This is a genomic window from Wolbachia endosymbiont of Drosophila tsacasi (assembly GCF_028982115.1).
GTDB lineage: Bacteria > Pseudomonadota > Alphaproteobacteria > Rickettsiales > Anaplasmataceae > Wolbachia > Wolbachia pipientis_B.
The window spans coordinates 1-14698 of record NZ_JAPQLJ010000046.1; the positions used below are offsets into that span (position 1 = coordinate 1).

General features: G+C 35.0%; 14 protein-coding genes, 1 tRNA gene and 1 pseudogene. 9 read left to right on the forward strand and 7 right to left on the reverse strand.

The genetic code is table 11. The features are described from left to right. Nucleotides 1-663: 663 nt before the first annotated feature. The gene (tldD, locus tag OZD70_RS03350) at nucleotides 664-2082 is read right to left on the reverse strand and encodes a metalloprotease TldD (RefSeq protein ID WP_275020881.1); all 1419 of its coding nucleotides are present in this window, start codon (nucleotides 2080-2082) and stop codon (nucleotides 664-666) included. Between the two features lie 62 nt (nucleotides 2083-2144). Here tldD and OZD70_RS03355 point away from each other — a divergent pair. The 4 genes from OZD70_RS03355 (at nucleotide 2145) to OZD70_RS03370 (ending at nucleotide 4544) form a co-directional block, all read left to right on the forward strand. Then, a tRNA-Leu gene (locus OZD70_RS03355) sits at nucleotides 2145-2229 on the forward strand. Nucleotides 2230-2294: 65 nt separating this feature from the next. Next, entirely contained in the window at nucleotides 2295-2765 is a 471-nt protein-coding gene (locus OZD70_RS03360; protein ID WP_275020883.1) for a hypothetical protein, read from the forward strand. 253 nt (nucleotides 2766-3018) lie between these two features. Continuing rightward, nucleotides 3019-3726, forward strand: coding sequence for a uroporphyrinogen-III synthase (locus tag OZD70_RS03365; protein WP_275020885.1), 708 nt, complete (start codon nucleotides 3019-3021; stop codon nucleotides 3724-3726). Next, nucleotides 3726-4544 (forward strand): exodeoxyribonuclease III, encoded by an 819-nt coding sequence (locus OZD70_RS03370; protein ID WP_275020887.1) that lies wholly within the window; start codon nucleotides 3726-3728, stop codon nucleotides 4542-4544. The genes OZD70_RS03365 and OZD70_RS03370 overlap by 1 nt, the downstream gene beginning before the upstream one ends. 3 nt (nucleotides 4545-4547) lie before the next feature. On the opposite strand, the gene OZD70_RS03375 is transcribed toward OZD70_RS03370, so the two are convergent. Together OZD70_RS03375 and polA are read right to left on the reverse strand one after the other, a co-directional pair. Continuing rightward, a complete protein-coding gene (locus tag OZD70_RS03375) occupies nucleotides 4548-5591 on the reverse strand; it encodes a hypothetical protein (protein WP_275020891.1) in 1044 nt (347 codons plus the stop codon). An 89-nt stretch (nucleotides 5592-5680) separates the two neighbouring features. Further along, nucleotides 5681-8206: a DNA polymerase I gene (gene polA / locus OZD70_RS03380; RefSeq protein ID WP_275020893.1), complete on the reverse strand. Its 2526-nt coding sequence runs from the start codon at nucleotides 8204-8206 to the stop codon at nucleotides 5681-5683. Between the two features lie 1285 nt (nucleotides 8207-9491). On the opposite strand from polA, the gene OZD70_RS03385 reads away from it, so the two are divergent. The 3 genes from OZD70_RS03385 to OZD70_RS03395 all read left to right on the forward strand — a co-directional run bounded on the left by OZD70_RS03385 (nucleotide 9492) and on the right by OZD70_RS03395 (nucleotide 10360). Next, a complete protein-coding gene (locus OZD70_RS03385) occupies nucleotides 9492-9794 on the forward strand; it encodes a WD_0033/WD_0034 family tandem repeat-containing protein (protein ID WP_275020896.1) in 303 nt (100 codons plus the stop codon). Then, on the forward strand, nucleotides 9763-10101 hold the full coding sequence (locus OZD70_RS03390; protein WP_275020898.1) for a hypothetical protein: 339 nt from the start codon (nucleotides 9763-9765) through the stop codon (nucleotides 10099-10101). The genes OZD70_RS03385 and OZD70_RS03390 overlap by 32 nt, the downstream gene beginning before the upstream one ends. A gap of 106 nt (nucleotides 10102-10207) precedes the next feature. Then, entirely contained in the window at nucleotides 10208-10360 is a 153-nt protein-coding gene (locus OZD70_RS03395) for a hypothetical protein (RefSeq protein WP_182183956.1), read from the forward strand. 8 nt (nucleotides 10361-10368) lie between these two features. Here OZD70_RS03395 and OZD70_RS03400 read toward each other — a convergent pair. The 4 genes and pseudogenes from OZD70_RS03400 to OZD70_RS03415 all read right to left on the reverse strand — a co-directional run bounded on the left by OZD70_RS03400 (nucleotide 10369) and on the right by OZD70_RS03415 (nucleotide 13589). After that, nucleotides 10369-11241, reverse strand: a pseudogene (locus tag OZD70_RS03400) (Rpn family recombination-promoting nuclease/putative transposase). Between the two features lie 140 nt (nucleotides 11242-11381). After that, complete coding sequence (locus OZD70_RS03405; RefSeq protein ID WP_275020900.1) at nucleotides 11382-12644, reverse strand: hypothetical protein; 1263 nt, start codon at nucleotides 12642-12644, stop codon at nucleotides 11382-11384. Between the two features lie 145 nt (nucleotides 12645-12789). Further along, nucleotides 12790-13449, reverse strand: a complete 660-nt coding sequence (locus OZD70_RS03410; RefSeq protein ID WP_275020902.1) for a hypothetical protein — start codon at nucleotides 13447-13449, stop codon at nucleotides 12790-12792. A 5-nt stretch (nucleotides 13450-13454) separates the two neighbouring features. Continuing rightward, nucleotides 13455-13589 (reverse strand): hypothetical protein, encoded by a 135-nt coding sequence (locus OZD70_RS03415; RefSeq protein ID WP_275020904.1) that lies wholly within the window; start codon nucleotides 13587-13589, stop codon nucleotides 13455-13457. 16 nt (nucleotides 13590-13605) lie between these two features. Here OZD70_RS03415 and OZD70_RS03420 point away from each other — a divergent pair, with 16 nt between their 5' ends. Then, nucleotides 13606-13836 (forward strand): hypothetical protein, encoded by a 231-nt coding sequence (locus OZD70_RS03420; protein ID WP_275020106.1) that lies wholly within the window; start codon nucleotides 13606-13608, stop codon nucleotides 13834-13836. Nucleotides 13837-13850: 14 nt separating this feature from the next. Further along, a partial coding sequence (locus OZD70_RS03425) for an IS110 family RNA-guided transposase (RefSeq protein WP_275020111.1) occupies nucleotides 13851-14698 on the forward strand: 848 nt, incomplete at its 3' end.

A 14698-nucleotide genomic window follows, 5' to 3' on the forward strand; every position in this document is an offset into this window, starting at 1 on the left:
GTCATCCCAGTGCTTGACACTGGGATCCAGAAGACGTAATTTCAACCAAGTGGCTGCATAATAAAGGCTGGATTCCAGTGTCAAGCACTGGAATGACATCACAGGGGCACTGGAATGACACCTCTCTTGGACTCTTTTAGCTATAAACATTAAGAAATTTACCAAACGAAAAAAAAGGCAAAAGAAGCCCTGGTCATTGTCTGTTTTCTGTATTGGCGTTTTTTTAAGTCTTAAACACTGCAATTTAGCTGCTTTTAAACGCAACTCACCTTAGTTTAAATGTTTAAGAAATTTACTAAGCAGAAAAAAAGGCAAAAGAAATCCCGTGTTAGCTAATTGTCACTCTCTAATCCTGCAAATTGGCGTACTATACTGTCTTAAACGACTTATAAGCGCGTTTCAGCTTATATAGGTAAAAACCCAGAAATGTTGTGAAGACATAAGGTGCACATAGTGCAAAAAATTAAAAATAAGACGCCAACTACGTTGTTTTCTTGCTGCTTAATCTGCACAGATGAAGATAACTGAATACCTTCACTATCATGATAAGGGTGCTGGCGGAGCTTGTCAAGCAAGTTTTTTCGTTTCTGCGGACTACTTGAATAACGGTTACAATGTTTGTACAATTATGCGTCATGCGCTGGAATCCGTTTTAGCCCTTATCTATATCTCAGTTCCACCAACAGTTATTGCGTCGACTTTGAGTGTTGGTTGACCAACTCCAACAGGCACATTTTGTCCATCTTTTGAGCATGTGCCAACACCGGGGTCCAACTTTAAGTCGTTGCCAATCATGGATACTTTTTTTAGCACTGTTGGCCCATCACCAATTAGTGTTGCTCCTTTGACTGGCTGTGTAATTTTACCATTTTCTATTAAGTAAGCTTCTGAAGATGAGAAAACAAATTTCCCTGACGTTATATCAACTTGCCCACCACCAAAATTTACTGCATACAGACCTTTCTTTACGCTAGATATTATTTCTTCCGGCGTATGTTTCCCTGGTAACATATAGGTGTTTGTCATGCGCGGCATAGTAACTTCTTTATAACTCTCTCTTCTACCATTACCAGTCGGATTTACACCCATAAGCTTGGCATTCATATGGTCCTGCATGTAGCCTTTGAGAATTCCATCCTCTATCAATATACTATAACTGGGTGGAGTACCTTCATCATCTATGCTAATAGAACCACGCAAATTAGGCAGAGTTCCATCATCAACTACTGTGATGCCACTAGCTGCTACTTGTTTACCAATAGAATTTGAAAATGCTGAGATTCCTTTACGATTAAAATCGCCTTCGAGTCCATGACCCACAGCTTCATGCAACAATACTCCCGGCCAGCCTGGACCTAGAATAACTGTCATTTCCCCAGCTGGAGTTGGAATTGCTTCAAGATTTACCAGTGCTTGTTCCAAAGCCTGGTTTGCAACTTCTTTCCACTTTTTCTCAGAAATAAACTTACTATAAGAATCCCTTCCACCGTGTCCTGCGGAGCCTCTCTCGGTTCGACCATCTTTCTCTACGATGACTAACACATTAAAACGTACTAAAGGCCTGATGTCGTTTAATCTGTGATCATCCCTTATTATCTGTACGACTTGCCATTCTCCACTTAGAGTTATTTTTACTTGCTTCACGCAGTTATTTTTGGACCTTACATACTCATTAACCTCATTGAGTAGTTTAATTTTTGAATTCAGATCCATTTCATTTATAGGGTTAATCCTCGAATATAGGCTTTTTGTCTCTTCGTTTAAATTTATTGAATTTGTTTTGTTTAAAGAAACTGAGCTTTTTACCATAGAAGCAGCATTACTAATTTCTTTTTCGCTGATCTCAGAAGAACAAACGAAAGATGTACTATCCTCACAAAAAGACCTTAAACCAAACCCCCTTCTGGTATTCAAGTCCATGTGTTTTAATATGTTATCCTCAAAAAGCAGGGATTCTGACTGGCAAAACTCTAGAAACAGCTCACCACCATCGCTATTGCTCAAAGCGTTATCGACTATTTTATATACGTTATTAATATTAACATTGTTTTGAGCGAAAAATACTTGATCTAGATTTGGCATTACCTTTGAACTAAAAATTGTTTAAGTATATTATTTAACTTCAACATAGTAAACTATAAAAAGCCCGGGTGGCGGAATTGGTAGACGCGCTAGCTTCAGGTGCTAGTAACTTTTTAAGTTGTGGAAGTTCAAGTCTTCTCTCGGGCACTCTTAGCTTCCATATTGCTTGTTGAATTAATTAATGCTATAATATATTAGGTAATATTTATGCTATGTATGATGAAAAAAATAAGTTAGCCCACAGAAAGAAGGTACGAACCTATTCAAAACGCTTAGTTACTACACTATCTACTATCTCTTTCATTGGGTACATAGCGGCATTGGTCTTGAATATTCCTGTCTTAAGTCTGTATTTTAGTATTGCCGGCACTATATTAAGTGCACTTTCGTTTGCTTTAAATATATGGTCATTAAAGGATCATTTTCTACAGAAGCAACTTAGTGTAGCAGGACAAAAAAAACTAACAAAAATCTGTCTTGATATTACATCTAACGTTTCGTTTTTAATAGGAGGAATTGCATCTATATTGCCTATCGAATCTTCTATCATTCCTTTTGTTTCCACTGCCTTTTTTATTCTAGGCTGTGCCTTTATGGCAACTAATATCGTTCGAACTATGATTAGCGAACCACAGGCAGAAAAACCTACTAATGACCACTCCCTAGCTGCAGAAGCAGCTTAAGTATTAACTTATTTAACTTATACAGGAATATTAGTTATATCATTCCACTGAAGGAAGCCATTCAAAAGAGTTCAACGTAATTAGCGTCAAAAAAGTGTAAGCAGAAATTGTGGGCTTATTGGGGTAGGAGCGCTTAGTACTCCTACTTCCACATCAATTACTTGAATAGTTGCTCAAGCCATCAAAATAAAAATTTTTATTCAGTAATTTGTGTATAAAGGGTACTATTTTACTAGTAGTGAAATAAATCAGAATGAAGTCTATTTTATTAACGAGGCCTTTATTGGACTCGTTCAATACAAGAAATATATTGAGAAAGTATGGATACAAAGTTTTTATAGAACCAGTATTCACAATAAAGTACTTAAATCCTGATATATCTGCGTACGAATTTGACGTTGTAATATCCACAAGTAAAAATAGTGTAAAGGCTTTTAGTCAAATATGCAAAGTGGATGACTTTCCAATTATTACGGTTGGTAATTCAACCATGCAGGCTGCAAAAAATTTGGGATTTTCTGATATAATCTCAGCAGACAGCAACGTTGATGGTCTGATATCATTCATAAAAGCTCATTATTCAAATGCAATAAAGTTCTTGTATATAAGGGGGCAAGAAGTATCATGTGATCTAAAAAAGAGATTATCTGAAGAAGATTTTAACGTAAGAGAAATTGTGCTCTATAAAACAATTATTAAAAGGAGTCTAACTAATAGGTGTAAAAATTTGCTGTTGGATGGTAAAATTGATGGTGTTGCTTTTTTTTCCTCACAGACAGCAAGGGTATTTTGTTCATTAGTTCTAAAAAGTGGGCTATCTCCTGTGATGAATAATACAGTTGCATATACCATGAGTAAAAACATTGCTGATAGTTTAAAGTTAATCAAGTGGAAAAAAATTATAACATCGAAGTTGCCTACTGGGGAGAGTTTAATTGATATAATTAATAAGGATTGCTGATGCTAAAGATTGCAACTTGGAATGTAAACTCCATACGTAAAAGACTCAACCAACTTTGTAGTTTTATAGTTGATAGTCAGATAGATATAGTTTTGCTGCAAGAGATAAAATGCACGGAAGAGCAATTTCCTTATGCAGAGATAGAAAAGTTAGGATATGAATATGCTATCTATGGACAAGTTGCAAGAAATGGCGTTTGTGTTTTATCTAAATATCCGATACTGGAAAAACTAAAAATTGACATTGTAGAAGGTCATCAAGAAGCACGTTATATAGAATGTGTGATAAAACATACTAATCAGAAGGTAAGGGTAGGAAGTGTATACGTGCCAAACGGCCAAAGCCTAGACTCTCAAGCATTTGAATATAAACTCAAGTTTTTTGATAATTTATATAAAAGAATGGACAATTTACTGAAAAATGAGGAGATAACCGTTATAGTTGGCGATTATAATGTTGCACTGTATGAAATTGATGTTTTTGATTCAGATTTATTAAATGGCCAAGTGTGCTTTCATATAAAAGAACGTGAGAAGTTAAGAGCAATCCTAAATTTGGGGTATAAAGACGCATTTAGAATATCCCACCCCAATTTGCAACAATTTACTTGGTGGCATTATCAAGGCAATTCGCTCAGAAACAATCAAGGAATGCGAATAGATTATATGCTATTATCGCCACAAGCTGTAGATAAATTGGAAACATGCTACATAGATGATAGATTGCGTAAGCTAGAAAACCCATCTGATCATACTCCTGTTGTATGTATTATAAAACAACAGCAGACCTCTTACATAACTCACTTTTGGCAAATCTAAGGGTTATGGCTGCTGTCCTGTGCTTTTAGCTGGCTGATCCAAAGTAACTTGTTCAAGCACAGTAGACTGACTCTTTTGAGTAAGTTGCTCCTCAGCTGTTACAGCAGGTTGATTACTCTGCTCAGTTTCATTAACTTCGGATCCTAAAATTTTATTGATACCATCGCTAATTTCATTATCCCATTCTTTTCTTTCCTTTTCATCTCGTGGGTCATATAAAGTACCTTTTTTATTATTTGAAAAAAGAACTTCAACTCCACTCTTTACGACAAGTATTGTGCCGATAGCAGCAAAAACTACTCCGATTGTGGTAGGACCAAAAATTGACATTAGAATAGTGGAAAGAAGGATAGGAAAAAAGATCTTGCTTAAGAACGTTGTTACCATCTCTTCATCACTGAGCGGTGGCTCATCCTCCTCTTTTTTATTTTTACTTAAGAATGATATTTTTTTTTTCATCCCATTCATAAAAGAGCTAAAAAAGTTTTTAGGATCTACCTTTATTCCAAACGGCCACCCGGGAAGCTTTATGAATGAATATTTAGCTTCTGTACCGCGTATATCAGCTACACACTTGGTTATTATTTGCTGTATTTTATCATTATTTAATTTCTCTTCTCTAGCTAAGCCTTGCTTCCTAATTTCTTCAAACACAGAAAGTAAAAGCTGACAAAAGTTTTCTTCACTGAGTAACTTTATATCTTCTGGATTGACATTATTGAATATCTTACCACTGTTCTCAAATACAAAAGTAAAAATTTTCTTTTCATCTTCATTATTTAATTGCTTTAATTGTTTGTTTAATGACTCCAGATCACGATGTAATTTTTGTTTTTCTTTATCTGAAAGTTCTTCTTTCAATTTCTGTTTCTTCTTTTCTATTTCCTGTTTCGTTTGTTTTTCTAGATTTTCTGGATTTTTTAAAGTATCTAGGAAAGCACGATAGACTGCCTGATATTCCTCTTTTTCAAAAATTTTCTCATCTTTGTTAGTTACCTGATTTGAAGGTTCCAAATTCTTTGTTTGTGGAGTTAATATTTTTGTCATAACTGAGTTGCTCACATTTACTATACTTTAATTGTAGCATATTTTTCATATTAATTCAAATAATCTATACTCTTAGAATCCGCCATGTTTCAGTCATAATTAAGAGCCCAGTTGTCGCCAACTTTTATTTCTACTTCAAGTGGTATAGAAATTTCTATTGCATTTTCCATTACGTCTTTCATAAGTTCTGCCGTTTCTTGTACCTTTTCATTCTCTACCTCAACCAGTAGTTCATCGTGAACTTGGAGGATTATTTTACCTATCTTCAACTGATCAAAAAGCTGAATCGTCGCACGTTTTATTATATCAGCAGCGGTTCCTTGCAGTGGTGCGTTTATTGCTGCCCTTTCTGCAAATTGTCTTACATAAGGAATTGTATTGTTTATGTCTCTTACAAAGCATCTTCTGCCAAACAAAGTTTCTACATAACCATGCAATCTTGCGATAGACACTGCTTTTTCCATATAGGCCTTTATTTCTGGGTAACAGGAAAAATAGTAATTAATGTATTCAGCAGCCTCCGCAATGGTAATTCCAAGCCGCTTTGCAAGACCAAATGGGCTAATGCCATATATAATTCCAAAATTAATGGATTTTGCCTTGCGTCTTAATTGCTCATCTATTTCTTGCACTCCAAAAACTTGCCTAGCGGTGATATCGTGAATATCTTGTCCGTTCGCAAAAGCTTCTTTAAATGCTGCAACGTTTGCAACGTGTGCCAGGAGTCTCAATTCTATTTGCGAATAGTCGGCAGAAATTATCTTGTATCCTTTTGGTGCAATAAACGCTTGTCTGATAAGATTTCCCTCTTCGCTTCTGATAGGAATATTCTGTAAATTAGGATTGCTGGAGCTCAGCCTTCCAGTTGCAGTTGCAGTCGTTGAAAAGTTTGTGTGTATCCTACCATCAATGGGATCAACTTGCTTTATTAGCGCATCAGTGTAGGTGCCTTTTAATTTACTTAAATGTCGCCAACTTAAAATTTTACCTGCAATTTCTACCCCTTCTTCTTCGAGTGCCTCTAGAACTTCATAATTGGTGCTATACGATCCAGATTTTGACTTCTTCTTTTTACTTAGCCCCATTTTATTAAATAAAATATCACTTAATTGTTTTGGTGACGCAATATTAAATCTTTCCTCTGATAAGTTATATATCTCATCTTCAAGCACGGCAATTACCTGCTGAAATTTATTGGACAGCTCCTGTAATTTTTGTATGTCCAGTAGTATTCCATTTTTCTCCATATCAAATATTACTTTCATAAGTGGCTTATCGAAGCGCTCGTAAATTGTGAACAATTTTTCCTGAAATAACCCCTGCTTTAGCTTTTCATGAATTGCTATTAAAGTTTTTGCCGAGAAAATTTCTGCATTTCCACTCAAATTATGTGCAATTATGTTTGGAATACTGTGATCATGCTTTCCTGTATCGAGGCTATATGACATGATCATCAAATCATCAACTGATCCTAGCACTTTCTCCATTGCAGGAAAGATTTTTCTGATTTCTTTTATATTATGGACTATTTTAAGCATCCCATTTGAAGGTAAAGTTGAGCTAACTACAATGAGCGCATCTTGTATACGGTTTTGATCTATATGAAAAACATTATCTTTGCTGTAAGCTAAGCTTAATGAGTTGTTTTCAAAGTGGCAATAAATTGCGATTTTGCCCTCATATCTACAATGCTCCAAGAATTTTTCTAATTCTTCGCTACTATATTCTGTTTTCTTTTCTGTGCTAGATCCATTATAAGAAAAAAGCTTTTCTATTTTACCTATTAAGGAATTGAATTCATACTTCTTTAAAAAGGATAATAATTTCTCCATATTTGGAGAATGGACTTCATATTTTGCAATATCATGTTGAAGGTCTACTTTTTCGCATAGTGATAAAAGTTCTCTTGAAATTAGTGCTTTTTCCTTATGTTCGGTAAGAATATTACGAATTCTCGTTTGCTCGATGTTATCAATGTTCTCTATAATATTATTCAATGAATCAAATTCATCTAGTAATTTAGCTGCAGTCTTCGGCCCTATTCCTGGAACGCCTGGAATGTTGTCAGATGCATCACCAGTTAGAGAAAATAAATCAAGAAGCTTGTGTGAGTTTACACCAAATTTTTCTACTATTTGTTTTTCATCTATATATATATTTTTAATGGGGTCAAATATTAAAATATTGTGGTTCAAGAGTTGAAATAAATCTTTATCTGATGAAACGACTACCACTTTAAAGTCTTTGTGGTAGGCGTATTTTGCAGCTAGTGTTGCGATTATGTCATCTGCTTCATAACCTTCAATTTCTTCATAGCTGAGGTTAAAAGCTTCCATAGCTTCCCTCAGTATGGTGAACTGTGGAATTAGATCCTCAGGAGGCGTTACTCTGTTTGCTTTGTATTCAGGATATAAATTGTGCCTAAAATTCTTTTTCCCTGCATCAAGTGCTATAGTTAAGTAGTCCGAATGGGCAATGTACTTAAGAACCATATTCAGAAAGCCATATACACCACCTATTGGCATTCCTGTTGTGGTAATTAAGTGAGGTAGTACATAGTAAGCTCTGAAAAGAAAACCATAGCCATCGATGATTGTGAAAGTTTTTTCTTTCATTGTAGATATTTATGCGTGCTTTTGATCGTCCACTATTTAGCTGCGAAAATCAAGTTTTTGTTTTTCTGCTTTTGGGCATTGTAAGAGATTTTACCGAAAATAGCATTCATGCATGGTTATACCAATTCTCATTAGACTTCTTGCATAACCATATAACGAACTTTTATTGGGAATAGAAACGAAAAAACTTACTTGACAAGCCTCGCCAGCCCCCTTATTATGAAACTGAAGGTATTCAGTTATCTTCATCTATGCAGATTAAACAGCAAGAAAACAACGTAGTTGGCGTCTTATTTTTAATTTTTTGCACTATGTGCACCTTATGTCTTCACAATATTTCTAGGTTTTTACCTACACAAGCTGAAACGCGCTTATAAGTCGTTTAAGACAGTATAGTACGCCAATTTGCAGAATTAGAGAGTGACAACTAGCTAACACGGGATTTCTTTTGCCTTTTTTTTCTGCTTAGTAAATTTCTTAAATATTAAAGCTAAGGTTAGTTGCGTTTAAAAGCAGCTAAATTGCAGTGTTTAAGACTTAAAAAAACGCCAATACAGAAAATAGACAATGACTAGGGCTTCTTTTGCCTTTTTTTTCATTTGGTAAACTTCTTAATGTTTATAGCTAAACGACAACCGTCATCCCGCAGCGGGATCTCTTGTTAGCGGATGAGATACCGCGAATGAATCGCGGTATGACGGTCTGCGGCAGTGTGACGGTTCGCGGTGGTATAGTAATTCGTCATCCCGCTGCTTGTTAGCGGGATCTAGAGATACCGTGGCGGGATGACGAGGATGCCGACGCGAACTTGTCATTCCAGTGCTTGACACTGGACTCTTGTTTCAATGTTAAACAAAATACCATAGAATTCAAAAAGACAATTCCTAGAAAATTTCTACATCCAAAAAAAGGCAAATCGTGTTAATGCTGTTTAGATGTAAAAGATAAGCTAAATCTTTACAAAGAAAACATTTCAAGCAGCAAGGCGCCTTTGATTGAACCAAATTTATAGGGTTGCGCTATTTCAACTACTACCACTAATCAATAAATCTTAACAGGGGAGGAACATTATGGAAATATCAAAACTGACTGGTGAATTAGTATGTGATATATATGAGTTAACAAATAAAGATAGAAAGAATATACAAAACTAGCAAAAAAAATAGAAGAAGGGGAAGGTGTTGCCGAAAAGTTCAAAAATGGAATATTCAAAAATTCCAGCTACAATGCAAGCACGATTCTTTTAGCAAAAATAACTTACGAGTATCAGAGTAGAAAGGAGACATTGTCACTACTACATTATGCTATAAGTCATAAAAACAATCAAGCTGTAAAAGATCTTTTAGAAGAAGCCAAAAAACAAAAACTATTAAAGGAAGTTCTGAATGAAGAAATGACCACAAAACATTCAGATGGTCTGGAAGAAACTTATACAATACTTACAGATGCTATATCACGTAGAGACAATGACATTATGAGAGTAGTGTTAAAAATCTCTGAGGAAAATGGTATTTTGAAAGATATTCTAAAAAAGAGAATAATTATAAAACATTCAAATGGCAAGGAAATCCCCATTCACCTATGCTGAAGCGTGTGAAAATAGTGAAGCTGTAAGAGAACTGGGAAATCTTCTTAATAAGAGAGCAACCCAGCAGTCCACTGTTGTGACAGCCAAAACTACTACAGCTGGAAGTGAAAAAGTCCTTCAAGATACTATCGGTAATATCGAGACACCTGCTAATACATATGAAAATAGTAATAAAAGTAGTCTTGAAGAATATATAGAACATAAACCATGCGAAAATAGTAATTCAATAGCTATAAAAGATATCGCTGCTTCAATAGAAAAGCTCTGGAATATGCGGAAAAAATGGAACTGCTGTAACAGAAACTGACATACAAAAGCCAAATGCTTCCAACAGTCTTTCTTCTGCTGCATGTTTTGATAATGGGTCTAGCAAAGTAAATTCTGTAGACAAAAAAGAAGAACTATCAACAATTATGTCAGTATCTAAAAGAATACAGATTGATAAAGAAAAGGGTAAAAAAATAGGAGAAATAGAAGTGGCAAAGAATCTACTTGAAGTGGGAGTCCCTATCGATGTGGTCTATCAGGCAACTGGTTTAAAGCTAAGTTTAAGGAAACTTTTTTAGAGAAATATCTAAATTATTAACTTTGACCTTAATTCCTCAACTTCACTCACGGATAGGCCAGTAAACTTGACAATAGTCTCAACATCAACACTATTAGCCAGCATTGCTTTTGCAACTTCAATTTTCCCTTCAATTTTCCCCTTTTCTTCGCCAATTTGGATACCTTCCTCTCTAGCATCATCAAGCCGTTGCTCCAAAATAGCAGCTTCTTTCTGTAAATCCATTACTCTTTCCTCATACGCCACTAGATCCTTTTCCTCCCAACTAAACTTGTCTAATTCATCATATGCTAGCTTTATTATCGGAGATTTTTCTGCTATTTTTCTTAAATCTTCATCAGTTGTTTCTTCTGCATACCGGAAAAAAAACACCACCCTTCTACTGTACTTTCTAGTTGCTCTACCCTGCTTTTTGTAAATTTTGGTAACTCAATAAAGACGAATTGAAAATCTTTTAAGTAATGGCCATTGGTTTTTATCTCTCGTATATTATGAGTAGAAATATACTCAACCTCTGTAGGAAATAGCAATAAAGAATACTTTCTTAAAATCAACGTAATTGCCTGATTGTCTTGAGTAAGCTTTGGCAGCATATAGTTGAGCACGCTTTTCAAAGTTCTTGTCCTTAGCGAGCTGCATTTCTGCGATATATTTATTTCCATGGGAATCTTTGCAGAGAACATCGACTATACTTTGTTTATCAGAGGCAATTTCAGGATTCATGATGGTGCTGAGAAACTGAACTTCTTGTATTGCGTTAACACCAGTGAAGCCCAAGATATCATTGAGAAAATGGATAAGAATATTCTTATTTTTTTCAGTACCGAAGATTTTTTTAAAAGTCAGGTCCAATTTTGGATCGAGAAACTTAGAAAGAGCCATGATCAAAATGCTTAAAAGTATTAATAATTATACACCATTACTATCAATTATTCAACCATATTTTTAAATATTGTGTATTTTGTACTAAAGCCAACAGTCTTTTCTTGCCAGATTAACGACATTGCGAACTACTGACTCCTTCAACATCTACCGTTAGAATGTAAAGAACTTAATGACTGGCTACACGATATTTCACCTAACTTACTACCTGGTGCTGCTGTAGACGGAAATTCCTTCACTACACAATTTGATTGTTTAATCGTTTCAGCTAACTCTATGGATACACATACACTACCATTTCTTTCAAAACCTCCATCTTTTATAGCTTGTAGAACACTTTTCCCTCCTAGAAGGCAGTTTTTTCCTAAACTTGATTGATCTTTTAATCTGTCAAACTTTTCCCGACTTTCTTCATTAAGTTCTACTTTTATTTTATTACTATCCTCATCACTAGAACTGAAATAAATACCAATGTTCCCTATTTCAGTAGTAAAAGACATTTCAATGCTACCTTCTAAGACATCTGTGTAATTTCTTTTTCCCCCAACACTTTCAACTCTTATTATACTTTCTCCAATCTGTAATATTCCACTTTCTATATTTAAATTGTTACCCACCTTACTATTTATAATCTTCGCAACTTCAACGATACTGTTTTGTGGCCACTGAAAAAGAATAAGATTGTTATCTACTTCCACTGTTATATCATCGACTTTAGCTTGTTCATCCCTGTTTACCAAACTTTCATATGCTATACTTTTTAGCTCATCCTTAATTTCTTCACACTTTGCAAAAATAGGCTCATCATTGTAAGACATAAATTCATCCACCATACTATCATTGTAAAAATCAGGCTCTACTTTTGCACCTGCCAATAATAGCTTACTGATAATACTGAATACAACCTCTCCACTTTCTGTCCACTCGTCTATTGCTTCTTCTTTAGTTACTGGATCTTTATACCGCGATATGGTAGTAGGCGTTATACGCATAACACTATTGGCATTAGCAATATCAATTATTTTGCTTAACACAAAATTCGATACAGTGTATTCATAATCATTACAGCGTAAATTTAGCTTTATTTTTCTTCTCAAATATTCATCTATTAAGTGTTCCATACTCTCTAGAGCAACCTTTGTAGAATTTTCGTGTTTACCTTGGCGAAACGTTTCTACTATGTTCTCCATTTTTCTATAAAATTCATCAATCAAAAATTTTTCGTTTTCAGTTAACAGTATTCTTAACCCCATTAAAACTGAGTTTTCTGGAATAAGAGAACGTTTAACAACGGTATTTGTGTCTGTAATACTAGATTCATCCCAGTAATCAGACTTATTCCAATCATTTTGTTCTTGACTCAAACCACTTACAGGAGTTCGCCGATCATTAGTAGTTATCATATTTCCCCCTAGTCTATAAAGATATTATATATGATATATAGAAAACTAATGCAAGCATAATTTTTGATATTTTTTAAAGAGCTCTCCTTCTTAACTTTACTGACATCGATATGTGCATTTTTAAACCACAGCTATCATGCAACATCTACCTCTTCTGTTCTATCCACCGTCCTTGCAGCGATTCAAGCTCTGAGGTTTCTATATTAGATGAAGATAGAATAGAGTTGGGATTGCTGCTCGGTTCTATTTCGCACAGTGCTTTATAATCTTCTGAAGGTACCAGTTGTGAAAGATTTGGATACAAGTTTGATACTTCCTCCCATGGTGGTGCTGAAGGTGCTACTGTTTGATCATCAGAAAGATCTATTAAATTTTCCTCCACCTCCTGCTCTTGTTGTTTTGGCTCCTCTCCATTTTCAGTATTAGTTGCTTTATCCATATGTCTTGGTTCTTCTATAAAGTTTTCCATTTCCTTTAAAAAACTTTGCTTATAATGCTCATTTACTAAGTAAGCTATACCTGCTATTACAAATGACATAGCGATGAGTGAGAGTACAATTACCATTACGTATGTCTCAGCTGTTGAGTCATGTATATAACCTGCCCTACGAGCGTATCTTGGTGGAGGAGCACATGCGATCGCGCCGATAAAGAACACAATAACAGAAATAACAAAGGGATAAGGTGACATGTTCATCACCTTTTCTGAAATCATAATCTTTTTGGCTTTACTATTAACACTTTGATATGTTTTCTCAATATCAGTCTTGTTGTTCTCTGCATAAGCTCTTAGTTCTTTTTCCATTATCTCTACAAGAGGGCTTTTGATTTTTTCTCATATCGCTTGATTTTAAAAGATTCACCTATATTCTTATCCATTATGTGCTGTGCTTCCAACTCTTGATTTATTTTATCTAAAGCATCCTTTGCTTCTTTTGGTAGCATCGAACAAGGAAAAATCTTGTTAAACCTGAAAGAAACTATTTTATCCAGTGCTATAACAATTTTTAAATATAATTTATTAAGAAGTATTTTTGCAGTTATAACCGGAACGCTCAATGGTGCTAGAGTGCCCGTTTGGGAGCATGGTTTTGGAGGAACGGTTAAACCACTGATGGAGTCTATTACAACTACCTCGATTAGAAGATTGTATAATCTAACCGTCCCAAGCTTAAATACTTCTTCATTATAAGTTATAGGAGGTCAATTACAATGACAAAAAGTAAATTAGAGGTAATGAATCCTGATGCAGCAGGGATAGATGTTGGTTCGGCTGTACATTATGTATGTATACCCGAGAGAAGAGATGAGCAACGTGTTCAAAAATTTGGCTGCTTCACTGAAGACCTTCATAATTTAGCAAGGTGGTTAAAAAAGTGTAAAGTTACAACCGTAGCGATGGAATCAACTGGTGTATATTGGATTCCTTTGTTTCAAATACTGGAATCTTACGGTTTTGAAGTTAAGTTGGTAAATGCGCGACATGTAAAAAATGTACCTGGGAGAAAGTCAGATGTTCAGGACTGTCAGTGGTTACAACAACTACATAGTTATGGATTACTCCAAGGGTCATTTAGGCCAGATAGCCAGATGTGTGTATTGCGTAGTTACGTGCGACAACGTAAGAACCTCACTGAAAGTGCATCTACACATGTTCTGCGTATGCAGAAGGCATTAATTCAAATGAATATACAACTGCATAGAGTTATAAGAGATATAACAGAAGTAACTGGTATGAAAATTATCAAGGCTATAATTAAAGGCGAAAGAGATTCTGGGAAATTGGCTCAATTCAGGGATGCACGAATAAAAAATGATCAGTCTACTATAGCAAAAGCGTTAGCTGGCGATTATAGAGAGGAACATGTATTCACGCTAAAGCAAGAATTTGAACTATATAATATTTATCAAGAAAAAATAGCAGAATGTGATAGAAATATTGAGGTCTATTACAAAACGTTTGAAACAAAATCTAACGAAAGTAAACAGTTGAGTAAGGAAAAGAATAAGCACAGAAAAAGTAAGCCTGACTTTGCTTTGCACGAGGAACTGCA